24 protein-coding genes and 3 tRNA genes are annotated in these 24,015 nt (G+C 52.8%); 14 read left to right on the plus strand and 13 right to left on the minus strand.

Going from position 1 to position 24,015, the window contains the following annotated elements; genetic code table 11:
• Positions 1-115 precede the first annotated feature (115 nt).
• Complete coding sequence (locus tag J4613_RS07840) at positions 116-352, plus strand: DUF1435 domain-containing protein (protein ID WP_000941877.1); 237 nt, start codon at positions 116-118, stop codon at positions 350-352.
• A gap of 31 nt (positions 353-383) precedes the next feature.
• Here the strand turns inward: J4613_RS07840 and J4613_RS07845 are convergent.
• The 4 genes from J4613_RS07845 to rsmC form a co-directional block, all read right to left on the minus strand.
• Positions 384-470 (minus strand) — tRNA-Leu (locus J4613_RS07845).
• 31 nt (positions 471-501) lie between these two features.
• Positions 502-588 (minus strand) — tRNA-Leu (locus J4613_RS07850).
• Between the two features lie 27 nt (positions 589-615).
• Positions 616-702, minus strand: a tRNA-Leu gene (locus J4613_RS07855).
• 190 nt (positions 703-892) lie between these two features.
• Positions 893-1,921 carry a 16S rRNA (guanine(1207)-N(2))-methyltransferase RsmC gene (rsmC, locus tag J4613_RS07860; protein ID WP_023261000.1) on the minus strand — a complete coding sequence of 343 codons (1,029 nt, stop codon included), beginning with the start codon at positions 1,919-1,921 and terminating at the stop codon, positions 893-895.
• A gap of 102 nt (positions 1,922-2,023) precedes the next feature.
• Here rsmC and J4613_RS07865 point away from each other — a divergent pair, with 102 nt between their 5' ends.
• From J4613_RS07865 to J4613_RS07900, 8 genes are all read left to right on the plus strand, one after another.
• On the plus strand, positions 2,024-2,461 hold the full coding sequence (locus J4613_RS07865) for a DNA polymerase III subunit psi (protein ID WP_000203998.1): 438 nt from the start codon (positions 2,024-2,026) through the stop codon (positions 2,459-2,461).
• The gene (rimI, locus tag J4613_RS07870) at positions 2,406-2,852 is read left to right on the plus strand and encodes a ribosomal protein S18-alanine N-acetyltransferase (protein WP_080193241.1); all 447 of its coding nucleotides are present in this window, start codon (positions 2,406-2,408) and stop codon (positions 2,850-2,852) included. Before J4613_RS07865 ends, rimI begins: the two co-directional genes overlap by 56 nt.
• 21 nt (positions 2,853-2,873) lie before the next feature.
• Positions 2,874-3,551 (plus strand): pyrimidine 5'-nucleotidase, encoded by a 678-nt coding sequence (yjjG, locus tag J4613_RS07875; RefSeq protein ID WP_000870686.1) that lies wholly within the window; start codon positions 2,874-2,876, stop codon positions 3,549-3,551.
• A gap of 91 nt (positions 3,552-3,642) precedes the next feature.
• A complete protein-coding gene (gene prfC, locus J4613_RS07880; RefSeq protein ID WP_000175966.1) occupies positions 3,643-5,232 on the plus strand; it encodes a peptide chain release factor 3 in 1,590 nt (529 codons plus the stop codon).
• A 401-nt stretch (positions 5,233-5,633) separates the two neighbouring features.
• Complete coding sequence (gene osmY, locus J4613_RS07885) at positions 5,634-6,251, plus strand: molecular chaperone OsmY (protein WP_000178962.1); 618 nt, start codon at positions 5,634-5,636, stop codon at positions 6,249-6,251.
• A 128-nt stretch (positions 6,252-6,379) separates the two neighbouring features.
• On the plus strand, positions 6,380-6,541 hold the full coding sequence (locus tag J4613_RS07890) for a DUF1328 family protein (protein ID WP_000490276.1): 162 nt from the start codon (positions 6,380-6,382) through the stop codon (positions 6,539-6,541).
• A 123-nt stretch (positions 6,542-6,664) separates the two neighbouring features.
• The gene (locus J4613_RS07895; RefSeq protein ID WP_000531540.1) at positions 6,665-7,738 is read left to right on the plus strand and encodes a patatin family protein; all 1,074 of its coding nucleotides are present in this window, start codon (positions 6,665-6,667) and stop codon (positions 7,736-7,738) included.
• Positions 7,735-8,508, plus strand: coding sequence for a metal-dependent hydrolase (locus J4613_RS07900; protein WP_058653125.1), 774 nt, complete (start codon positions 7,735-7,737; stop codon positions 8,506-8,508). The genes J4613_RS07895 and J4613_RS07900 overlap by 4 nt, the downstream gene beginning before the upstream one ends.
• A gap of 32 nt (positions 8,509-8,540) precedes the next feature.
• Here the strand turns inward: J4613_RS07900 and J4613_RS07905 are convergent, their stop codons facing one another.
• Together J4613_RS07905 and J4613_RS07910 are read right to left on the minus strand one after the other, a co-directional pair.
• Positions 8,541-9,404 carry a YjjW family glycine radical enzyme activase gene (locus J4613_RS07905; protein ID WP_001064944.1) on the minus strand — a complete coding sequence of 288 codons (864 nt, stop codon included), beginning with the start codon at positions 9,402-9,404 and terminating at the stop codon, positions 8,541-8,543.
• Complete coding sequence (locus J4613_RS07910) at positions 9,376-10,926, minus strand: YjjI family glycine radical enzyme (RefSeq protein WP_001111690.1); 1,551 nt, start codon at positions 10,924-10,926, stop codon at positions 9,376-9,378. Before J4613_RS07910 ends, J4613_RS07905 begins: the two co-directional genes overlap by 29 nt.
• Positions 10,927-11,185: 259 nt before the next feature.
• On the opposite strand from J4613_RS07910, the gene deoC reads away from it, so the two are divergent.
• The 4 genes from deoC (at position 11,186) to deoD (ending at position 15,615) form a co-directional block, all read left to right on the plus strand.
• Positions 11,186-11,965: a deoxyribose-phosphate aldolase gene (gene deoC, locus J4613_RS07915; protein ID WP_001519713.1), complete on the plus strand. Its 780-nt coding sequence runs from the start codon at positions 11,186-11,188 to the stop codon at positions 11,963-11,965.
• Between the two features lie 123 nt (positions 11,966-12,088).
• Positions 12,089-13,411, plus strand: a complete 1,323-nt coding sequence (gene deoA, locus J4613_RS07920; RefSeq protein ID WP_000477839.1) for a thymidine phosphorylase — start codon at positions 12,089-12,091, stop codon at positions 13,409-13,411.
• Positions 13,412-13,462: 51 nt separating this feature from the next.
• On the plus strand, positions 13,463-14,686 hold the full coding sequence (deoB, locus tag J4613_RS07925) for a phosphopentomutase (protein WP_000816459.1): 1,224 nt from the start codon (positions 13,463-13,465) through the stop codon (positions 14,684-14,686).
• Between the two features lie 209 nt (positions 14,687-14,895).
• Positions 14,896-15,615, plus strand: coding sequence for a purine-nucleoside phosphorylase (deoD, locus tag J4613_RS07930; protein WP_000224864.1), 720 nt, complete (start codon positions 14,896-14,898; stop codon positions 15,613-15,615).
• Between the two features lie 37 nt (positions 15,616-15,652).
• On the opposite strand, the gene J4613_RS07935 is transcribed toward deoD, so the two are convergent.
• From J4613_RS07935 to J4613_RS07965, 7 genes are all read right to left on the minus strand, one after another.
• A complete protein-coding gene (locus tag J4613_RS07935) occupies positions 15,653-16,225 on the minus strand; it encodes a hypothetical protein (RefSeq protein ID WP_023259365.1) in 573 nt (190 codons plus the stop codon).
• Positions 16,222-18,630, minus strand: coding sequence for a fimbrial biogenesis outer membrane usher protein (locus J4613_RS07940; RefSeq protein ID WP_111742487.1), 2,409 nt, complete (start codon positions 18,628-18,630; stop codon positions 16,222-16,224). Before J4613_RS07940 ends, J4613_RS07935 begins: the two co-directional genes overlap by 4 nt.
• 13 nt (positions 18,631-18,643) lie before the next feature.
• The gene (stjC, locus tag J4613_RS07945) at positions 18,644-19,351 is read right to left on the minus strand and encodes a fimbrial biogenesis chaperone StjC (RefSeq protein ID WP_001112031.1); all 708 of its coding nucleotides are present in this window, start codon (positions 19,349-19,351) and stop codon (positions 18,644-18,646) included.
• A gap of 77 nt (positions 19,352-19,428) precedes the next feature.
• Positions 19,429-20,118 (minus strand): DUF1120 domain-containing protein, encoded by a 690-nt coding sequence (locus J4613_RS07950; protein WP_000722275.1) that lies wholly within the window; start codon positions 20,116-20,118, stop codon positions 19,429-19,431.
• A gap of 47 nt (positions 20,119-20,165) precedes the next feature.
• The gene (locus J4613_RS07955) at positions 20,166-20,855 is read right to left on the minus strand and encodes a DUF1120 domain-containing protein (RefSeq protein WP_000734707.1); all 690 of its coding nucleotides are present in this window, start codon (positions 20,853-20,855) and stop codon (positions 20,166-20,168) included.
• A gap of 312 nt (positions 20,856-21,167) precedes the next feature.
• Positions 21,168-22,184: a lipoate--protein ligase LplA gene (lplA, locus tag J4613_RS07960; protein WP_111742486.1), complete on the minus strand. Its 1,017-nt coding sequence runs from the start codon at positions 22,182-22,184 to the stop codon at positions 21,168-21,170.
• Positions 22,185-22,217: 33 nt separating this feature from the next.
• A complete protein-coding gene (locus J4613_RS07965; protein ID WP_000090067.1) occupies positions 22,218-22,862 on the minus strand; it encodes a YtjB family periplasmic protein in 645 nt (214 codons plus the stop codon).
• Positions 22,863-22,978: 116 nt separating this feature from the next.
• On the opposite strand from J4613_RS07965, the gene serB reads away from it, so the two are divergent.
• Positions 22,979-23,947: a phosphoserine phosphatase gene (serB, locus tag J4613_RS07970; RefSeq protein WP_001132984.1), complete on the plus strand. Its 969-nt coding sequence runs from the start codon at positions 22,979-22,981 to the stop codon at positions 23,945-23,947.
• Positions 23,948-24,015 lie beyond the last annotated feature (68 nt).

Raw genomic sequence — 24,015 nt, forward strand, 5'->3', positions numbered from 1 at the left:
ATACGTGTCATCAACCGTTAAGTAAAACTCATCTCTTTAGCTTTCTCCCTGGCTGACAAATGAGAAAATATATCATATGATATTGGTTATCATTATCAATTCCAGAGGTGAAACCATGTTGCAGCGGACGTTAGGCAGCGGATGGGGCGTATTATTGCCTGGAGTGATTATCGTTGGACTGGCGTTTATCGGCCTGTCAGCTGATGCGCTGAAGCTGTTGATTGTATCAGGATTGCTACTGTCTGCGCTGATGTTGTATCACAAACAATTACGGCATTTTGTACTGCTGCCATCGTGTATGGCGCTTATTGGCGGCATGATGTTGGCAATGATGAACTGGAATCAGGGATGAAAATGAAGAGACAAAGGAAGGATAAGATAATTGGTGCGAGGGGGGGGACTTGAACCCCCACGTCCGTAAGGACACTAACACCTGAAGCTAGCGCGTCTACCAATTCCGCCACCTTCGCACAGTTATCTTACTTTTTGATATCGCCTCGTTGGTGCGAGGGGGGGGACTTGAACCCCCACGTCCGTAAGAACACTAACACCTGAAGCTAGCGCGTCTACCAATTCCGCCACCTTCGCCCAGTGCGAGCAATATCAACGTGGTTTTGGTGCGAGGGGGGGGACTTGAACCCCCACGTCCGTAAGGACACTAACACCTGAAGCTAGCGCGTCTACCAATTCCGCCACCTTCGCATACCATCGATTCTTGAAAAGAATCACTACCACGGAGGCGCATTCTAGTGGTTTTCAGCTATTCGTCAATAGTTAATTGCATGGGATAGATTGATTGCTGCAAAAATGGACGCGAGACGTAGGTTGGATAAGACGCTTTGCGTCGCCATCCGGCACATGCAACCAGATGGCGCTGCGCTTATCAGGCCAACTATTTCTTCGCCTGACGGGTCATCACGGTACGATAAACCTTAAAGCGCCCGGTCTGCGCGATGACTTCATGGAAGCCAAAAGTCTCATCCAGAATCTTAGGATAGGGCAGAAAGGCGTTCGCCACGATGCGTAACTCTCCGCCGCTGTTCAGATGGCGCACTGCGCCGCGAATGAGCGTTTGCGCCGCATCGAGGCTGGTTTGCATTCCGTCGTGGAACGGCGGGTTGGAGATGATCATGTCAAAACGTCCTTTGACTTCCGAAAAGACGTTGCTGGCGAATACCTCGCCTTCAAGACCATTAGCGGCAAGCGTGGCGCGGCTGGCTTCCACCGCCGGAGCGCTGACGTCACACAGCGTCAGGCGCACTTTCGGCGAATGGCTGGCCAGCGCGGCGGAAAGCACGCCAGCGCCGCAGCCGACATCCAGCACTTTACCTTTGGTGTGCGGCGTCAGCGTAGACAGCAGCAGTTGGCTACCAACATCCAGTCCGTCGCGGCTGAATACGCCCGGCAACGTTTTGATGGTCAGCCCGTCGATGCTGTACTCGGCCCACCAGGATTCGAGACTGAAACGCGGCTGCTTTTCCAGACGACCATGGTAAAGGCCGCAACGTCGCGCGCTATCTACTTTGTTCAGCGGCGCATAGTCCGCCAGCATCGGTTCGGCGCTACGCACGCCGCTGCGGTTTTCCCCCACGACGAAAACATCGACGCCCACCGGCATCAGCGACAAAATATTCATCAACTGGAACTGCGCTTCGGGTTTATTTTTCGGCCAGTAGTAGATCAGCGTATCGCAGTCAGCGACATCGCTGGCTTGCGCGACCAGGCTAAAACGGACGTTATCGCCCATCTGGCGGCTTAATACCTGCCAGTGGTGAAACTGTTGCGTATGCGCGCGGCTGGCGGCGCATTCAAAGCGCGCGGGCAGGTCATCCTGCAAATCTCCGGCAAAAAGAATACGGCTTTGTTCGAAATCATCACTGTGGCGCAGCAAGACTTCACTTGCCGGGGTAAAAGCAGACATGGAATGCTCCTTAATTCAGACTGGCGGCGATTATAGTAGTTTGATGGCGCAGATTCGACAGATTTGCTATATTTGCGCCCCTGATTACAGGAGCGTTTCGCTATGACATCCCGACGAGACTGGCAGTTACAGCAACTGGGTATTACGCAGTGGGCGCTGCGACGTCCTGGCGCGCTACAGGGCGAGATTGCGATTTCCCTTCCCGCGCACGTTCGTCTGATCGTGGTTGCAGAGGAATTACCCGCGCTGAACGAGCCGCTAATGCGCGATATCTTACGCGCGTTGACCGTGAGTCCCGATCAGGTTTTACCGCTGACGCCTGAGCGCGTCGCCATGCTGCCGCAGGGCAGCCGTTGTAATAGCTGGCGGTTAGGAACTGACGCGCCGCTCCAACTCGAAGGCGCTCAGGTCACGACGCCGGCGTTTAATGAACTCCGGGCAAACCCGGCGGCACGCGCCGCACTATGGCAACAAATCTGCGAACATGAACACGATTTCTATCCTCAGCACGACCGATCTCCCCGCAGCCTGGCAGATTGAGCAACGCGCTCATGCGTTTCCGTGGAGCGAAAAAACGTTTTTCGGCAACCAGGGCGAACGGTATCTCAACCTTAAGCTGACCGCTGATGACAGAATGGCCGCGTTTGCCATTACACAGGTGGTGCTGGACGAAGCGACGCTGTTCAATATCGCCGTCGATCCGGATTTTCAGCGTCGGGGGCTGGGGCGTATGCTGCTTGAGCATCTGATTGATGAACTGGAAAAACGCGGTGTTGTAATGTTATGGCTGGAGGTACGCGCCTCTAACGCTGCCGCCATCGCGCTGTATGAAAGTCTGGGGTTTAACGAGGCGACGATTCGCCGCAATTACTATCCTACGGCACAAGGGCATGAGGACGCCATCATCATGGCGTTACCGATAAGCATGTAATAAAAGAGGCAAGGTGTAATGATGAAGTGGGACTGGATTTTCTTTGATGCCGATGAAACGCTGTTTACGTTTGATTCTTTCACCGGCTTACAGCGGATGTTCCTTGACTATAGCGTCACCTTTACCGCTGAGGATTTCCAGGATTACCAGGCCGTGAATAAGCCGCTATGGGTGGATTATCAGAACGGCGCGATTACCTCATTACAATTGCAGCACGCGCGCTTTCAAAGTTGGGCTGAACGGCTAAACGTTGCGCCGGGGCTGCTGAATGACGCTTTTATTAGTGCGATGGCGGAGATCTGTTCTCCTTTGCCGGGCGCCGTTTCGCTACTTAATGCGATTCGCGGGCAGGCTAAAATCGGTATTATTACTAATGGTTTTACCGCGCTACAACAAACTCGTCTGGAGCGCACCGGGCTGCGCGAGTATTTCGATCTGCTGGTGATTTCCGAGCAGGTTGGCGTCGCGAAGCCCGATCCGAAAATCTTTAACTACGCCCTGGAGCAGGCAGGGAATCCTGACCGCTCGCGCGTATTAATGGTTGGCGATACCGCGGAATCCGATATTCTTGGCGGCATTAACGCCGGACTGTCGACCTGCTGGCTTAACGCGCATCATCGCGAGCAGCCCGCGGGTATCCATCCAACCTGGACTGTGGCGTCATTAAGCGAACTGGAGCAGCTCCTGTGTAAACACTGATTGCCTCCCCCAGGTTGATGGGTAAAATAGCCGCATTTTTCGTATTCAACATGCGTGGTCAAACGCCGCGCTTACTCAAGAAGATTTGACTATGACGTTGTCTCCTTATTTGCAAGAGGTGGCCAAACGCCGCACTTTTGCCATTATTTCTCACCCGGACGCCGGTAAAACCACCATTACCGAAAAAGTGTTGCTGTTCGGACAGGCGATTCAGACCGCCGGTACGGTAAAAGGCCGTGGCTCCAGCCAACATGCAAAATCTGACTGGATGGAGATGGAAAAACAGCGTGGTATCTCTATCACCACCTCGGTGATGCAGTTCCCGTATCACGACTGTCTGGTGAATCTGCTGGATACCCCGGGGCACGAAGACTTCTCCGAAGATACCTACCGTACTCTGACGGCGGTGGACTGTTGTCTGATGGTGATCGACGCCGCGAAAGGCGTTGAGGACAGGACCCGTAAGCTGATGGAAGTTACCCGTCTGCGCGATACGCCGATCCTGACCTTTATGAACAAACTCGACCGTGACATCCGCGACCCGATGGAGCTGCTGGATGAAGTGGAAAATGAGCTGAAAATCGGCTGCGCGCCGATCACCTGGCCGATTGGCTGCGGCAAGCTGTTTAAGGGCGTTTATCACCTTTATAAAGATGAAACTTATCTGTATCAGACCGGTAAGGGCCACACCATTCAGGAAGTGCGCATCGTTAAAGGGCTGAATAACCCGGATCTGGACGCCGCCGTCGGTGAAGACCTGGCGCAACAGCTGCGCGACGAGCTGGAACTGGTGCAGGGCGCGTCTAACGAGTTTGATGAAGAGCTGTTCCTGGCAGGGGAAATTACCCCGGTATTTTTCGGTACCGCGCTGGGTAACTTTGGCGTTGACCATATGCTGGATGGTTTAGTGGCGTGGGCGCCCGCGCCGATGCCGCGTCAAACCGATACCCGCACAGTGGAAGCCTCGGAAGAGAAATTCACCGGTTTTGTCTTTAAAATTCAGGCCAATATGGACCCGAAACACCGCGACCGCGTGGCGTTTATGCGCGTGGTTTCCGGTAAGTATGAGAAGGGCATGAAGTTACGCCAGGTCCGTACCGGCAAAGATGTGGTGATTTCCGACGCGTTAACATTTATGGCGGGCGATCGTTCGCACGTTGAAGAAGCGTACCCGGGCGATATTTTGGGTCTGCATAACCACGGCACCATTCAGATCGGCGATACCTTCACCCAGGGCGAGATGATGAAGTTTACCGGTATCCCGAACTTTGCGCCGGAACTGTTCCGTCGTATTCGCCTGAAAGATCCGCTCAAGCAGAAGCAGCTACTGAAAGGGCTGGTGCAGCTTTCTGAAGAGGGGGCGGTTCAGGTATTCCGTCCCATCTCCAACAACGATCTGATTGTCGGCGCCGTGGGCGTTCTGCAGTTTGACGTTGTTGTCGCGCGCCTGAAAAGCGAATACAACGTTGAGGCGATTTATGAATCCGTCAACGTGGCGACGGCGCGCTGGGTGGAAAGCACCGATGCGAAGAAATTCGAAGAGTTTAAGCGTAAGAATGAAACGCAGCTGGCGCTGGATGGCGGCGACAATCTCACCTATATCGCCCCCACGATGGTTAACCTGAACCTGACCCAGGAACGTTACCCTGACGTTCAGTTCCGTAAAACGCGCGAACACTGATCCCTTTCCGGGCGCGGCATCCGCCGCGCCTTCGTACTTTCCCTGCCTTTTTAACCGCTTACGGAATGTTCTTAAATCCCGCGTTTTTTCTTCGATCTGCCTGTTTTTTATACGCACCGACAAGCGATTTTAAAATTGTGATCTATATTTAACAAAGTGATGACATAAATGTCGGCTTTAATGCCTGTTCAATGCGTGAATATGAGAGCTTAAAGCTGAGATTTGTTTCAGTCACGATATTAATAACTGAAACGGAAGGGTGGCAGGCGACGCGTCGTTACAAATTCACGAATGTGATGCCAGTCATTGACTTCAGAAACCGGTGAGTTTCACCGCATTCAGCAATGCAACCTCGTGTTGCCTGAGCTCAAATTACGAGCAAACTATACAGGACAAAATCGATGACTATGACAAGACTGAAGATTTCTAAAACTCTGCTGGCCGTAATGTTGACCTCTGCTGTTGCGACAGGTTCTGCCTTTGCAGAAAACGCAACAACGGACAAGGCGCAAAGCGGAACCGAAACCGCAGGGCAAAAAGTCGATAGCTCTATGAATAAAGTCGGTAACTTCATGGATGACAGCGCCATCACTGCGAAAGTAAAAGCTGCGCTGGTAGACCATGACAATATTAAAAGCACCGATATTTCTGTCGAAACCAATCAGAAAGTCGTCACCCTGAGCGGCTTTGTAGAAAGCCAGGCGCAGGCTGAAGCCGCCGTGAAAGTGGCGAAAGGCGTAGAAGGCGTGACCTCCGTTAGCGACAAACTTCACGTTCGCGACAATAAAGATGGTTCCGTGAAAGGTTATGCCGGCGATACGGCCACGACCAGTGAAGTCAAAGCCAAGTTGCTGGCGGACGATCTCGTCCCTTCCCGTAAAGTGAAAGTGGAAACGACCGATGGCGTCGTACAGCTCTCCGGTACCGTTGAAACTCAGGAACAAAGCGACCGCGCTGAAAGCATCGCGAAAGCCGTTGATGGCGTAAAAAGTGTTAAAAACGATCTGAAAGTTCAGTAATTCGTCGTAATTCGTCCTCCCGACGTTTGTCGGGAGGCGTAATGTGCACCACACTAAAAATATCGCGAATGAGTAGCCTGAGCGCTCATATTTAGCGGTCGACATTAACTATGGTAAAGGAGAGGCTTATGTTTCGTTGGGGCATTATATTTCTGGTTATCGCGTTAATTGCCGCCGCATTGGGTTTTGGTGGACTGGCTGGTACGGCTGCCGGCGCGGCGAAAATCGTCTTCGTCGTCGGGATCGTGCTCTTCCTGGTCAGCCTGTTCATGGGCCGTAAACGACCCTAGCAGGCATCTGTAAAGATATATTGCTATCAAGCCAGTCCAGCGGACTGGCTTTTACGGTTTTAGCCGTTAACGTTTTGCGTTACCTTGTCAGCCTGGAAAAAAATGAAAAACAGGAAGGCAGAGGTGGGCCAGCGAATACCGGTTACGCTCGGCAATATTGCGCCGTTATCATTAACACCGTTCCGGCCAGGCCGTATGGCGCTGGTCTGTGAGGGCGGGGGGCAGCGGGGTATCTTTACCGCAGGCGTGCTGGATGAGTTTATGCGTGCGCAGTTTAATCCTTTCCATCTCTACTTCGGCACATCAGCCGGTGCGCAAAATCTCTCGGCGTATCTCTGCAACCAGCCCGGCTACGGGCGTAAAGTCATTATGCGCTATACCACCAGGCGCGAATTTTTTGATCCGCTGCGATTTGTACGCGGAGGAAACCTTATTGACCTCGACTGGCTGGTGGAATCCACCGCCGCCCGGATGCCGCTGCAGATGGATACCGCAGCGCGCCTGTTCGACAGCGGAAAATCCTTTTATATGTGCGCCTGCCGGGGGGATGATTACACGCCGGGCTATTTCTCGCCGACAAAACAAAACTGGCTTGATATCATTCGCGCCTCCAGCGCCATACCGGGTTTCTACCGTACCGGCGTTACGTTAGAGGGCATCAACTATCTGGACGGTGGCATTAGCGACGCCATTCCGGTTCAGGAGGCGGCAAAGCGGGGGGCGAAAACCATTGTGGTGATCCGCACCGTACCCTCGCAAATGTATTACACGCCGCAGTGGTTTAAGCGTATGGAGCGCTGGCTGGGAGAGAGCAGTCTACAGCCGTTGGTCAACCTGGTGCAGCATCATGAAACGTCCTACAGCGCGATCCAACAATTTATTGAAAAGCCGCCGGGTAAGCTGCGGATCATTGAAATTTATCCGCCGAAACCGCTGCACAGCATGGCGCTGGGCAGCCGTATCCCGGCGCTGCGTGAGGATTACAAAACCGGGCAATTATGCGGGCGTTATTTCCTTGCCACCGTTGGTAAATTGCTCGCCGCAACGCCGCCTCTCTTGCGCCATACGTCGCGGATTGCCGTGCCGGAAACGGTGGTCGTGCCTCCGGCGCCGGTGGCCAATGATACGCATGTGGCGGAGGTCATTAGCGCGCCGCAGGCAAACGACACCACCTTTACCGACGAGGATCTGGCGTGAGCTGGCGCTTTATCGATACACACTGCCATTTTGATTTCCCGCCCTTTACGGGCGATGAGCGCGCCAGTATTCAGCGTGCCTGTGAGGCGGGCGTTGAAAAAATCATCGTGCCGGCGACCGAGGCGGCTCACTTTCCCCGCGTGCTGGCGCTGGCGGCGCGTTTCCCGTCGCTTTATGCTGCGCTGGGATTGCACCCCATTGTGATTGAGCGTCATGCCGATGACGATCCTGATAAGCTGCAACAGGCGCTGGCGCAGCAACAGAACGTCGTGGCGGTAGGTGAGATCGGTCTCGATCTCTATCGCGACGATCCGCAGTTCGCCAGGCAAGAGCGATTTTTAGACGCGCAACTGCAACTGGCAAAACGCTACGATCTGCCGGTGATCCTGCACTCGCGGCGCACGCATGACAAACTGGCGATGCGCTTAAAGCGCCAGAGTTTGCCGCGAACCGGCGTGGTGCATGGTTTTGCCGGCAGTCTGCAACAGGCCGAACGTTTTGTGCAACTGGGCTATAAAATCGGCGTCGGCGGCACCATCACCTACCCGCGCGCCAGTAAAACCCGTGATGTTATGGCGCGGTTGCCGCTGGACGCGCTGTTGCTGGAGACCGATGCGCCGGATATGCCGCTAAAGGGGTTTCAGGGGCAGCCGAACCGCCCGGAGCAGGCGGCGCGCGTATTTGATGCGCTCTGCGAATTACGTCCGGAGCCCGCAGAGGTGATAGCCGATACGCTGTATCGCAATACCATTACCCTGTTTCGGCTCTGAGGGCATCGCAGCCGCCGTCCGGCAGGTGACGCTTACAGATATAGCGCCGGCAAAATCAGCTTCGCCACCCCACGCGCGCGCAATCCGTCAGCCAGCCGTTCCACCTCTTGCGGCGTCGCGCCTGGCCAGGCCTTCGCTTCGCCATAGACGCCATGCGCATGAAAGGCATTCAAACGCACCGGAACCTCGCCCAGCGAAGTAATAAACGCCGCCAGTGAATCAATATGCGCCGCATAGTCCACCTGATTCGGGATAACCAGCAACCGCAGCTCCGCCAGTTTTCCCTGCGCAGCAAGAAAGCGGATACTGTGCTTAATATGCGTGTTATCACGTCCGGTCAGACGGTGATGACACTCGCTCTTCCAGGCTTTCAGATCGAGCATTACGCCGTCGCAAACCGGCAGTAGTTTTTGCCAGCCGGTCTCGCTTAACTGACCATTACTGTCCACCAGACAGGTCAGCCGTTGTAACTGCGGATCGGCTTTGATCGCTGTAAATAGCGCCACAATAAACGGTAATTGCGTGGTCGCCTCTCCGCCGCTGACGGTAATACCTTCAATAAACAGCGATGCTTTACGAATATGACGCAGCACATCGTCAACGCTCATGGTCTGCGCCATTGGCGTTGCCTGCTGTGGGCACATTTTCAGGCAGGTATCGCACTGCTCGCAGACGTCCGACCGCCATACCACTTTCCCGCCATCAACGCTGAGGGCGTGATGCGGACACTGCGATACGCATTCCCCGCAGTCGTTACAGCGTCCCATCGTCCACGGGTTATGGCAATTCTTGCAGCGCAAATTGCAGCCCTGTAAGAATAATGCCAGGCGGCTGCCTGGCCCATCGACGCAGGAAAACGCAATGATCTTACTGACTAAAGCGCATCTGTTGTTCATGGCTGACTACGCGTGGCTGTCGTTCCAGGATGCGGGTATTACGTGCGGCTTCTTCTCCCAGCCAGGTGGTATTCGTACGCGAGCCTTCGGCGCGAAATTTCGCCAGATCCGACAGGCGCACCATATAACCGGTGACGCGCACCAGATCGTTGCCGCTGACATTGGCAGTAAATTCCCGCATCCCGGCTTTGAACGCGCCAAGACAAAGCTGAACCAGCGCCTGCGGATTACGCTTGATGGTTTCGTCCAGCGTCAGAATGTCGCTGATCCCGGCATGGTAAAAGGCATGGTGCGGCGCGACGGTTTGCAAATGGGTGATAGGGTCCGGTTCATCGCCATACGGCAGACGCGCGCCCGGCGTAGTGCCAATATCGGAACTGATGCCAGACTGGGCATGGAGCAGCGCCCGTTGCTTCCAGCCATACTTCACTGGCGTATTTTCGACGAAATCCGCCAGTTGGGCGCTAATACGGTAGCCCAGCTCGTTCGCCGTTTCATTCTTGCCGTAACGGGCGGTCAGGCCCGCGTTTTCGCACAGCAGGTTCACGGCTTCCGCCAGCCCGTACATACCGAACATCGGCGCAAAACGTTCGGGATCGATCAAACCTTCCTGTACAAGAAAGCTATTCTCAAAGAAATGTGACTTTTCATAGAGGAATTCACATCGTGAATTAATGATGGCGATCTGCTGTCGGCAGTAGTGCGGTAGCGTGCGTGAAAAGAAGTCATCGACAGACGTACTGCGTTCTGCCACGGCTTTCAGGTTGAGACGTACCAGCGTACTGCCGCCGCCGCCAAGCGGTAGCGAGTTATAACAACTGACGATGCCATAATGACCTTTTGTGAAAATTTTATCATTTACAGGGCCGTTGGAAATGTGTGGCTTACTGCATTCGCAAATGTTTTTGGCGACCTCCAGCAGCAGATCGTCCGGCGTAATTTCCGCATCGTAGATAAACGTCAGGTTAGGCGCCACCTGCTTTAGCTCGGCATCGGCGCGCAAAATCGCTCGTGTGACAGGCGTATCGGCAGGGCCAATATTGGCATGCATAAAGGCGTCTGGCAGCGTTCTGTCGAGATAACGCCAGAAACGTTTTATTCGAATATCGATCGCATCTTGTGTTAGAATTCTAACATACGGTTGCAGCAACGCATCAAGCTGGCCGAGATAAACCGGCATGGACGTCACGGAAGGAACGTGATGATACAGAATGGTGAGTAGGGATAACGCATCATCCAGATCTTTCGCGCCTTCCAGTTCCAGCCACTGTGAACCGTTAGCCAGAAATCGGGCGTAATCGGGCAACACGTAGCGTGGTTTGAAGGGGGCGTGCCCCTCAAACATATCGCAAATGACGCCTTCATCCAGCGCCTGGCGGGCATCTTCCGGCAGGGTGGGATAAGGCAGGGCGTTTTCAGCTTCCAGCGCCAGAAAATGGCGTTTTTGTTCAGGCGTGAGCACCGGGCTGGTCACAATTTGCTGGCAACGCTGCTGGAGCGCAGTTTCGCATGAGGCAGGCATCTTCGTTTCCTCTTTATGCCGGGACGATGCGCTATTGTAGAAAATGGCGGCAAACCGACTTTGATCCTGATGCGCTTATCGCTCGAAGAACAGGCGGTGACGGCGGGATAATTTGATTTAGATCTCATTACAGTAATGCAAATTTGTACGTAGTTTTCATTAACTGTGATGTATATCGAAGTGTAATCGCGAGTGAATGTTAGAATATTAACAGACTCGCAAGGTGAAATTTTATACGGCAATGCCGTTGGAGAATGTCATGACTGATTTAAAAGCAAGCAGCCTGCGTGCGCTCAAACTGATGGATCTGACCACTCTGAACGATGACGACACCAATGAAAAAGTGATCGCGTTGTGTCATCAGGCAAAAACCCCGGTCGGGAATACGGCGGCGATTTGTATTTACCCGCGTTTTATCCCGATTGCGCGTAAAACCCTCAAAGAACAAGGTACGCCGGACATCCGCATTGCAACGGTGACTAACTTCCCGCATGGCAATGATGACATCGATATTGCACTGGCGGAAACCCGTGCGGCGATCGCCTACGGTGCTGACGAAGTGGACGTGGTATTCCCGTACCGCGCGTTGATCGCCGGTAACGAGCAGGTGGGTTTTGACCTGGTAAAAGCCTGTAAAGACGCTTGTGCCGCAGCGAACGTATTGCTGAAAGTGATCATCGAAACCGGCGAGCTGAAAGAAGAGGCGCTGATTCGTAAAGCCTCTGAAATCTCCATCAAAGCCGGTGCGGATTTCATCAAAACCTCTACCGGTAAAGTGCCGGTAAACGCTACGCCGGAAAGCGCGCGCATCATGATGGAAGTGATCCGCGACATGGGCGTTTCCAAAACCGTTGGCTTCAAACCGGCGGGCGGCGTACGTACGGCGGAAGACGCGCAGAAATTCCTCGCGATTGCAGACGAACTGTTTGGCGCTGACTGGGCAGATTCTCGTCACTACCGCTTTGGCGCATCCAGCCTGCTGGCAAGCCTGCTGAAAGCGCTGGGTCACGGCGACGGTAAGAGCGCCAGCAGCTACTAAGCTCTGATTTGCCGGATGGCGCTGCGCTTATCCGGCCTACAAATCCAGGCCTGTAGGCCGGATAAGGCGTTAGCCGCCATCCGGCGATGTAAGCCTTCTACTCTTTTCCCTCAGGAGGGTACCGTGTTTCTCGCACAAGAAATTATTCGTAAAAAGCGTGATGGTCATGCGTTGAGTGACGAAGAAATTCGTTTCTTTATTAATGGTATTCGTGACAATACTATCTCTGAAGGGCAGATTGCCGCCCTGGCGATGACCATCTTCTTCCACGATATGACCATGCCGGAGCGTGTTTCGCTGACCATGGCGATGCGGGATTCCGGTACTGTCCTTGACTGGAAAAGCCTGAATCTCAATGGCCCGATTGTCGATAAGCATTCGACCGGCGGCGTAGGGGACGTGACGTCTCTGATGTTGGGGCCAATGGTAGCGGCCTGCGGCGGTTATGTGCCGATGATCTCCGGTCGCGGCCTCGGACATACCGGCGGTACGCTCGACAAACTGGAAGCGATCCCGGGCTTCGATATCTTCCCGGACGACAACCGTTTCCGCGAAATTATTCAAGACGTGGGTGTGGCGATTATTGGGCAAACCAGCTCGCTTGCACCGGCGGACAAACGTTTTTACGCCACCCGCGATATTACCGCGACGGTGGACTCTATTCCGCTGATCACTGGTTCCATCCTCGCCAAGAAACTGGCCGAAGGGCTGGATGCGCTGGTAATGGACGTAAAAGTCGGCAGCGGCGCGTTTATGCCAACCTATGAACTTTCTGAAGCCCTTGCTGAAGCGATTGTCGGCGTGGCAAATGGCGCGGGAGTTCGCACTACGGCGTTGTTAACCGATATGAACCAGGTGCTGGCTTCAAGCGCCGGTAACGCGGTGGAAGTGCGTGAAGCCGTGCAGTTCCTGACCGGTGAATACCGCAATCCGCGCTTGTTTGACGTCACTATGGCGCTATGCGTGGAGATGCTGATCTCCGGCCAGCTGGCGAAAGACGACGCCGAAGCGCGTGCGAAATTACAGGCGGTGCTGGATAACGGTAAAGCGGCAGAAGTCTTTGGTCGTATGGTGGCCGCGCAGAAAGGGCCAAGCGATTTCGTTGAGAACTACGATAAATACTTGCCGACCGCCATGTTGAGCAAAGCGGTATATGCTGATACCGAAGGGTTTATCAGCGCAATGGATACGCGTGCGCTGGGGATGGCGGTCGTCTCGATGGGCGGCGGCCGTCGTCAGGCGTCTGACACCATTGATTACAGCGTTGGCTTTACCGACATGGCCCGTCTGGGCGACAGCATCGACGGGCAGCGCCCGCTGGCGGTGATTCATGCCAAAGACGAAGCCAGTTGGCAGGAAGCGGCGAAGGCCGTCAAAGCGGCAATTATCCTTGACGATAAAGCGCCAGTAAGCACACCTTCGGTCTATCGTCGTATTACTGAATAGTTGTATACTGATCTGATCAATTATTTTTGAAGCACTAAGTACGGAGAAGATATGAAACGTGCATTTATTATGGTGCTGGACTCATTCGGCATCGGCGCTACTGAAGACGCGGATCGTTTTGGCGACGTAGGTTCCGACACTCTGGGCCACATCGCAGAAGCTTGCGCCAATGGCGAAGCTGACAATGGCCGTAAGGGCCCGTTGAATCTGCCTAACCTGACTCGTCTGGGGCTGGTGAAAGCGCATGAAGGCTCTACCGGTAAAATTGCCGCCGGCATGGACGGCAACGCGGACGTTATTGGCGCATACGCATGGGCGCACGAACTGTCCTCCGGCAAAGATACGCCGTCAGGCCACTGGGAAATCGCCGGTGTGCCGGTACTGTTCGACTGGGGCTATTTTAGCGATCACGAAAACAGCTTCCCGCAGGAACTGCTGGATAAGCTGGTGAAACGCGCCAACCTGCCGGGCTATCTCGGTAACTGCCACTCTTCCGGCACCGTTATTCTGGACCAGCTCGGCGAAGAGCACATGAAAACCGGCAAGCCGATTTTCTACACCTCCGCTGACTCCGTGTTCCAGATTGCCTGCCACGAAGAGACCTTTGGCCTGGATAAACTCTACGAGCTGTGCGAAATCGCCCGTGAAGAGCTGACCGAAGGCGGCTATAACATTGGCCGCGTGATCGCGCGTCCGTTTATCGGCGACAAGGCCGGTAACTTCCAGCGTACCGGTAACCGTCACGACCTGGCCGTAGAACCGCCAGCGCCGACCGTGCTGCAGAAACTGGTCGATGAAAAACAGGGCCACGTGGTGTCCGTCGGTAAGATTGCCGACATCTACGCCAACTGCGGCATCACTAAGAAAGTGAAAGCGACCGGTCTGGACGCGCTGTTCGACGCGACCCTCAAAGAGATGAAAGAAGCGGGCGATAAAACCATCGTCTTCACTAACTTCGTCGACTTCGACTCTTCCTGGGGCCACCGTCGCGACATCGCGGGCTACGCCGCAGGCCTGGAGCTGTTTGACCGCCGTCTGCCGGAGCTGATGGAGCTGGTGGGGGAAGATGACATTCTAATCCTGACCGCTGACCACGGCTGTGACCCGAGCTGGACCGGTACTGACCATACCCGTGAGCACATTCCGGTGCTGATCTACGGTCCGAAAGTCAAACCGGGCTCTTTAGGTCACCGTGAAACCTTCGCGGATATCGGCCAGACGCTGGCGACCTACTTTGGCACATCGCCGATGGACTACGGTAAAAACATGCTGTGATACCCATTGTCTTTCGCGCTGTAGATGCGTTGACTTCATTCGCTCACCCCGGTCACATAGTTAATCTATGCTCCCGGGGATTCACGAATTCGTCGCCTTCCTGCAACGCGAAATCCTTAGGGTATTTCACTGTTTTTGCACACGTTTTGTAGGCCTGATAAGGCGTAGCCGCCATCAGGCAATAACAACAAATTTAAAGGGAACTGAAGATGGCAACTCCACATATTAATGCAGAAATGGGTGATTTCGCTGACGTCGTATTGATGCCGGGCGACCCGCTGCGCGCGAAGCACATTGCTGAGACTTTCCTCGAAGATGTTCGCGAAGTGAACAACGTTCGCGGCATGTTAGGTTTCACCGGGACTTACAAAGGCCGTAAGATCTCCGTGATGGGCCACGGTATGGGTATCCCGTCCTGCTCCATCTACACCAAAGAGCTGATCACCGATTTCGGCGTGAAGAAAATCATTCGCGTCGGCTCCTGCGGCGCTGTGCGCATGGACGTCAAACTGCGCGACGTGGTGATCGGTATGGGTGCCTGCACCGACTCCAAAGTGAACCGTATCCGTTTTAAAGATCATGACTTCGCGGCTATCGCTGACTTCGACATGGTGCGTAACGCAGTTGATGCGGCAAAAGCGCTGGGCGTTGACGCGCGCGTAGGCAACCTGTTTTCCGCTGACCTGTTCTACTCTCCGGACGGCGAAATGTTCGACGTGATGGAAAAATACGGCGTACTGGGCGTAGAGATGGAAGCGGCGGGTATCTACGGCGTTGCGGCTGAATTTGGCGCGAAAGCGCTGACCATCTGCACCGTGTCCGACCATATCCGTACCCACGAGCAGACCACTGCCGCTGAACGTCAGACGACCTTCAACGACATGATCAAAATCGCGCTGGAATCCGTACTGCTGGGCGATAAAGAGTAAGATTGTGAAGGGGGCCAGAGCAGGCCCCCTTCATCGTTTATTTCGTCAGCACTTCCCACTGTAAATTGCTTTCTAGCATGACCGTATCGGTAGCATGCGTAAATTGATTATCGTTCAAGACAGGTGTTAATGTCAGCGTGACGTTCATCATTTTCCCACTGACCTGCTGGTTATTATCCATCGCGATGATACCGTTGTTATTATGTAGCAACAGACTATCCAAGGCACTGTCATTGGGAGCAAAGCTCACTCTATCAAGGGTGCTGGCAATAGGATAACTTTTACCATCTACTATCATCTGACTAACACGTACGGCGAGACCACCGTTATTTCCAAAATAAAATCGTCCCTTTTCCCCCGCTGAGGCTTGCACAAAAAGAGCAATATTCTGGCTTTCTGGGCAACTCACACTAACGTGAACCTCCTGTGAAGACATTTGATTCCAGCCTTGCTGAGAATTGACGATATCATCTTGCTTAAGCCAGCCAAAGCTGATGTTTGGCGAAGAGAATGTTATTTGGCAGTCATCGTCGGCTCGGGCTGATGGAGGGAGTAGTGCGGTGAAGATACAACATATAGCAATCCCCAACCATTTGCTGTTGGATTTCATTGACAGACTCCCTTTGCCGTTTCATAAAATGCCTCTTTATCCTGGGTTTTCTGCAGCGTGTAGTGGATGCGACACAGACGATTCATATCATCATCAGCGGCATATAACGCAGGATTATCCCCAACATCGGTGATAAATACGCGTCCGCTGTCGACAGCGCTGACCAAATAGTTATTTTTTTCATCTACAATGCTGGTGCCTTTAGGTAGCCATGAGCCGTCCGGACGCTTTACTGTCAGCATCACACGGCGTGTATTCAGCACGTTGAAATCCAGTACCCTAAAAGCGCTGTGCGCGACGGTAATATTCTTAATACCGTTTGCCAGTTCCATACTCTTTGGTAGCGTATTCGCATTAACCTCTACGCGGGATTTCCGCCATTCAGTTAGCCCCGGAATGACGGCTTGCCCCCAGTGGTCAGTCCAGATTCGCCCCTGTGGCGTGGCGATTTCAATGCCGCTTTCTGGTTCACTCAGGCGTGCGATAGCAAAGGTATTTTTGATTGTATAAGGCGAGAACGTTATGCCATGTTCGTGTGCAGCGATGCCTCCGCTGAAGGTTGCGTTATAGTTGCGGTAATTATCGCCATCAGTGCCGCCGCCCACGCTGAGTTGAGTGTAATGAAGATTGCTATTGAGATTACCGTTGAAGCTATTTTGCTGGTTTTTTGCATCACGATCCGCAGAAATATAGTAATGGGTATCTTTACTCAGCGAACCATTATTTTGTAGCCCGTAGGTTGTTTTATCACCTTGATTACGCATATAAGCGCCGACGCGCTGCTCACCGAGTGGAATGCTGATGTTGATGTAAAACATATCATCATCATTACTGTCGTTATGATTCTCATCATCCTGATTAACAGCGTGCTGCCAGTTAGCGGTAATTGAGGCATATTTAAACGTTTTGCCCCAGGAAGCCATTATGCTGCGAGAGTCGTTGTCATTATCCGTAGCCTGATAAGTGTAATAACCCAGAGAGAAGGTACCTAACAGATTATGGTTCCAGGCAATATTAGCACTGGAGCTACTTTGATATTCGTAAGCATCTTTATTGAGCGCATCCGTTAACTCACGATATCCGTCGCTGTAGCGGGCGGTACTGACGTCAAGTCTAATTTCCCCGGGCAGCGCCATGCTGGCGCGTAGTTCACTTTTCGCACCCTGCAGAGATTCGCCAAAGGACGCTTTACTGCCCAGCATTGAGCCGGAAAACGTCCATTTGTTGGTTGGAAGCCATTGCAGCATCCCTCCTGCCGCTTGATAGTCTTGTGCCAGTACGCCAGACGCCTGCGCCAGCCAGTTTTCACTCAGTTTCCAACTATCGCTGATGTTATAGATCCAGGGAAGCGAATAGTCGCTGGTGGTATCACGTATGCGCCCTATGGACATTGTTAAGCCTGCGGGCGTGAGTTCGCGTAAATTAAAGGATACTGCCGGCACCGTGAAGGTTGTCGTTGAGCCATCGGTTTCAACGACGCTGACGTTAAGGTCGGTATTGCTGCGTATGATGGGGACATTTTCAAGGGTAAATGCCCCAGCGTTCACTGGTGCGGTATAAATAATCTGTCCGGACTGACGAACTTCAACGCGAGCCTGGTGGGTTCGGGCAATACCGTTAATGGTTACGCCTTGTGTATCCTGTGCCAGCCCTTGTTCAGGGATAAGCTGTACGCCGTTGATCGGCGCGCCACTGAATAGACTGGAGTTGACGTTGATCTGCCCAACTTGCGCACGCATTTTTTGTGCCTGAAATACGTGCTCCGCATAGGTATATAGACTATCGGTACGGTATTCTCCATCATTATTCGTCAGCATGTAGCGGCTGCGCAGCGTCCATTCCGCGAAGTTTAAGCCAGCTTCAAGGTTTGCCTGGGCATAGTTTCGGCTATCGCTACCGGATGACTCGCTGCGACTGGCGTACAGGTTATAGTTAAATAACCCGGCGGTGCCGCCTTTAATCACGTTGTTTAGCGATAGTAAGTTATTATCCAGAGCCTGTGCCGGAACAAAAAGCTCCAGCGATTCACTGTTTGGCAGTGGGGTAATAATCGCTGAGGGATAATCTTCTTGTAGGCTATGGCAGGTTTCTTTGGCGCTGATATTAAGCGGTACGAGCCCGCTGGCGCTGAGGAAATCGTCATCCACGCAAAGCTGGCCTTCTGTGTCGAAACGCGCGACCAACGACCCTCTATTTACGCCATTGATCTTTACCATGACGGTGTGGCTGCCTGGTAGAAAATGCGGCGCACGGGAAAAATATTGTGCCACGTTGGGGCTAATGCCTCTGGAGGTGAGAATACCCATGTCAAAATTCAGCTCCTCCGCCAGAGCCGAAAACGCCGTGGTCGCCAGTGAGCAATAAAGCGCAGTTTTGATGTATAGCGGCAGTTTTAAATACTTCACGTGCTAGCTCTCATCACGGCACCAGCGGTGAGGTAAAGCTGGGGACTTCAATGCCGTAACGGCTGGCAGGGTAAAAACGTACGGATGTATCAGCAGCAAGGGGCGTTTTTATACTGACGTTCAATGTTTCGCCGGGCAGAATATAGGTTTTTTTAATCGTGCCTTCGCCCCCGGAAGGTAAGAAGGTAATATTTTGGGCTAAACGTACAACGTAGGGAGACGGATTTTTGACGTTGATTGTTTGTCCGTTTCTGGACCAGGTTAATAATTTCCAGGCATCAGTAACGACCGGTAGATTTTTAGGACGAATTAATACCGGCAAATCCTGGCGTAGATTAAAACCTATTTTCATTCCCTTATTGGTAGATTTCGGAGGAATACCTTCAAACGTGACGCGCTTATAGTGCTCGACGGCGAGCGGTTCCGTGCTTTCCATAATAAAGCGTAGTTGCTGCTGCTGGCCTGCTTCAACGCGAACAACCGGTTGAGTGACATCCAGCTTCACACCATTGTCGTCAGGTAAATCAACGACGGTGGTATATAACAAAGCCGGATTGCTGTCGGTGTTTTTAACATTCATTACGCCGCTGTGTGTGGATTCTTCAATCACCAGTAGCGTAGTTTCCGGTACCATGCCGGCAGCGTTAGCCTGTGAAAAGAGTGTTGAAAAAACAAAGGGGACGCTGAGTAATAATAATGGAAGTTTAGTCACTGCTGGCATCAGAGTTAGTCCTTTAATTTTAATCTGTCTCCCCATAATAAGGGAGACAGATCAATAACCTTTTTACACGGTCTGGATCAGAGATATTTAAGCGTGATGGTTGCCTGACCATCCAGATCAGTATCATCAGTAATGGCCAGCGTTGCAGTATCCTGAATAGCCAGTGAGGTTTTCAGCGGGAAAATGGCGAGGGTATACGGAACCGGTTCGGTGGTGCCTTTTGTAGCAACGGTAAACATTTCCATATTGCCGTTTTTGATAATCCCGGTGGAAGACTTCTGCCAGACTGGGCTATCAACGGTTCCTGAGATAGCGTCAGATTTTACACCATCAGCGGTAACGTTCGCGGTATCGGTATAAATAGAGAACGCGCCGATTTTTACACCTTCGGTTGTTTTGCCAACGCCGTAGGACATTGTGGTATCAGATACTATACTATTAGTCATATCGCCATTGGCTATGGAGATAACGGATGCGCCTGGGTGGGTGTCCGCACGGTCATCGGTAATAGTCCATGCTGCTTTGGTTGCAGACGGACAAGAGATACTCAGAGAGACATCTTTAGTACCCAGTTGGTTTACATCGGTTGCGGAAAGTGTGGCGAGGCGGATAGTACCGTAATCAACCACGCCGCCGCCGCTGAGTTCTGGGGTACAACCACCAACAACCAGTTGACCGGTGACTTTTAATACGGCAGTGGTGTCAGCATTCACGCTGGTTGTAGCAAAGGAAGCTGCAATTGCAGTAATAAGCAAAATTTTTTTCATTATAGTTCCATTAAAGAGGTGTTGAATATTCCATGTGAATGCTGGAGTTACAGATATACGAGTGTAAAGGTCGCCTGACCATCAAGCGTGGTGTTATCGGTAATAGCCAGTGTGTCCGTTCCCTGTATAGCGGCAGCTACGCGTATAGGAAATGTTGCGGTGGTAAAAGCAACGGGGCCATTTTCATCGCCGACACTATATGTATTGGGGGTTGGAAATGTATTTGTAAGCGCAACGTATTCGTTCATTGCTAAAGCCCAGACACCAGGATTCGAATCATTTGTCGTTACCATCTTCGTCTTAACTCCATCGGCGGTCGAATTATTCGCGTCTATGGAGAGGCCGTATGCACCAATCTTGATACCATCTGCTGTTGTACCCAGACCTAGCTGATAGTTTGGTATTCTATTGTTCTGACCGCCAAATGTTGCGTTATCGATAGTCAGCGTTGTCGCCGAATCGCCATGATTGTCGGTAGCGACCCAGCCAACTTTTGCCGGTGCAAGGCACTGAATCGTGAGTGTTATATCTTTGTATCCCAGTTGATTCGTCTGAGTTGGCAGCAGATCGCTAACGGCTTTAGTACCGAAATCTACAACGCCACCATCACTTAACTCTGGTATACATGCGCCGTTGGTTAAAACGCCAGTCAGTTTTAATACAGCAGTGGATTCAACCGCTTGCGCTGAAGTTGATAATCCTATTATGACAGAGGTCGCTATTAATAATTTTTTCATCAGTAATCCCTAACGATTAAGTATATTTCCAAATGACATGTAATGCGCGGGGCGGGATTCTATGAAGATAATAATATGTTGTAAATTTAATAAAATTAAATCTTGGTTAAGAAAAACTTTAATCATCATTGGTGATGATAAATGGTTTATAATTCGCTGGGTTTATGAAGTGCGGGGAAATAATATTAATTTTAAAGAATATAGTAGTTAGTGAGTGTGTTTTAACTATTTGTGCTATTCACTCATTTTTCAGAATATGTTGTTATGTTTAAATAATATCAGAGACACATTCGTCTCTCTGATATTATTCATTTAGCGCACGGCTTCTGCAATCCACGCCGACAGTTCCCGCAGTTCTTTTTCCTGCTCCGGGAAATCAACCAGTAGCGCCTCGCACGTTTCCTGTAGTTTATCCGCGCGGTACAAACACCCTTGCAGCCGCTCGGCCAGCGCTTCCAGCGGTGCCGGGTTCAGGCTATCGGTAAACACCTGTGCGCGGGTAATCACACCTTTCTCGACGTCAAAATGCAGCTCGACGCCGCCCCAGGTGAAACGTTCGTCCAGTAGATGGCTGAACGCCGGTGCCTGGCCGAAATTCCACTCCCAGCTGCTCTGGCGCGCAAAGGTTTCGGTAAAATTCGGCAGATCCGGCGTTTTATCCGGTGAAATCACTTCCGCGTCGACGCGTTCGCCGTAATGGGCGAAAAAGGCTTCCGTGACCGCCTGGCAGACCTGTTCATGGGTGATACCCGGTAATAGCTCGGTAAGATTGGCCACGCGGGAGCGAACGGAGGTGATTCCTTTCGCCGCAAGCTTCTTTTTATCGGGATTCAGATAGTTTGCCAGACGGCTGAGGTCTGCATTCAGCAGCAGCGTACCGTGATGGAAGCCGCGATCTTTGGTTTCGCGATAGGCTGAACCGGAGACTTTGCGATCGCCGTCCGGCGTTTTTACGACCAGATCGTTGCGTCCCGAAGCATCGGCCATGACCCCCAGCGAATTCAGCGCCGCGAGCACAATATGGGTGGAGATGGTTTTATCGTATTCCGGTTTACCAGCCATAAAGGTAAAGCAGGTATTACCGAGGTCATGGAATACCGCGCCGCCGCCGCTGCTACGGCGGGCCAGACGGACATTATCTTCTTCCATACGCCGCGTATTACACTCTTTCCACGGGTTTTGCGCGCGTCCAATGACCACCGTATCCGCGTTGCGCCACAGGAACAGCACGCGCTGGGTGGCGGGCATCTGGCGGAAAATGCACTCCTCGACCGCCAGGTTAAACCAGGGATCGTAAGAGTCAGAAATAAGCAGGCGTAATGTTGTCATAGTGGTTTTCCTTACCTTTATTAAGCCGTCATTTTACTCTTTTTCCTCACGCTCTTCCTCTTCCGGAACGGGCTTGCTGGCCGTTAGCAGGAAGGGCGACTGCTGCCAGCGGGTGCGTTTACCTTGTAGCAAGGTGCGCGTCAGCACCACGCCTATCGCCAGCGAGAGTAGCAGCATCAGACGTAGAATGTTGGTGGTGTTATCGACCTGCTTTGCTTCGGTGGCCAGCGTGTGGGTATCCAGCGTTAGACGCAGGTAGCCCAATGGGCCGTTTTTCCCCTGGATAGGCTCGACAATTTGTTGGTTAAAATAGCTGCCCGCTTTTTTGCCATCCAGCGCCAGCCTGTCGCGCACGTTGACGCTTTCGCCAGCGCGAGTAATAAGATCGCCCTGTTCATCATAGACGCCGGCATCCAGAATTCGGCTCTCTTGCGTGAGCTGACGCAGCACGGCGTTGATGCGATTTTCATCCGGTGTTTCGCTGCGCATCAGCGGGGCGATGTTGAGCGTCACCTGGCGCGCCAGCGTGCGGGCCAGCTCTTCCAGCTGCGGATTGCGCTGTCGCTGGTGGTTTTGACTAAACCAGGACGCGCCCTGCATAAGCGCGACGAGCAGTGTGAGACAGAACAATACAATGACTGCACGATGCAGCCGAAATTTCAGTTTTGCGCGAGCCATATTCCACCTGCTGAAAATTTGAGGCTTAATGTTGCCAGAAGCGATGGTTACAAGGTAGCCTCATGCGTTATTTTCCGCGGGGCGGTTACCGGCCTGAACGATTTACAGGAGCTTTAATGCCTAACATTACCTGGTGCGATCTGCCTGAAGATGTCTCTTTATGGCCTGGTTTGCCTCTTTCTTTAAGCGGCGACGAGGTGATGCCTCTGGATTACCATGCAGGCCGCAGCGGTTGGCTGCTGTATGGGCGCGGGCTGGATAAGCAGCGTTTAACTCAATATCAGACCAAACTGGGTGCCGCAATGGTGATTGTCGCCGCCTGGTGCGTGGAGGATTATCAGGTCATTCGTCTGGCGGGGTCGCTGACGCCGCGTGCGACGCGGCTGGCGCATGAGGCGCAGCTGGATGTCGCGCCGCTGGGTAAAATTCCGCATCTGCGCACGCCGGGGCTGCTGGTCATGGACATGGATTCCACGGCGATCCAAATTGAGTGTATCGATGAAATCGCGAAGCTGGCCGGTACCGGTGAGAAGGTGGCTGAAGTGACGGAGCGCGCGATGCGCGGCGAGCTTGATTTTACCGCCAGCCTGCGCAGCCGCGTGGCGACGCTGAAAGGCGCGGATGCCGATATTTTGCGCCAGGTGCGTGGGAATCTGCCGCTAATGCCAGGATTAACGCAGTTGGTGCTAAAACTGGAAGCGCTTGGCTGGAAAATCGCTATCGCCTCCGGCGGCTTCACTTTCTTCGCCGACTATCTGCGTGACCAGCTACGCCTGACGGCGGCGGTCGCCAATGAGCTGGAGATCATGGACGGTAAATTTACCGGTCACGTTATCGGCGATATTGTGGATGCTGAGTATAAAGCCAATACCTTGCTTCGTCTGGCGCAAGAGCATGACATCCCGCTGGCGCAGACGGTGGCGATTGGCGACGGCGCTAACGATCTGCCAATGATCAAATCGGCAGGGTTAGGTATTGCCTTCCATGCCAAGCCAAAAGTAAACGAAAAGACGGAGATTACGATCCGCCACGCTGACCTGATGGGCGTGTTTTGCATTCTCTCCGGCAGCATGAACCAGAAATGATTAACCTGCCCAATGGCAAGGCGACCGTAGGCCGGATAAGCATCAGCGCCATCCGGCAACAGCGTTAA

It is taken from the genome of Salmonella sp. 32020114201800008SM (assembly GCF_017572025.1).
In the GTDB taxonomy this organism is placed as follows: domain Bacteria; phylum Pseudomonadota; class Gammaproteobacteria; order Enterobacterales; family Enterobacteriaceae; genus Salmonella; species Salmonella enterica.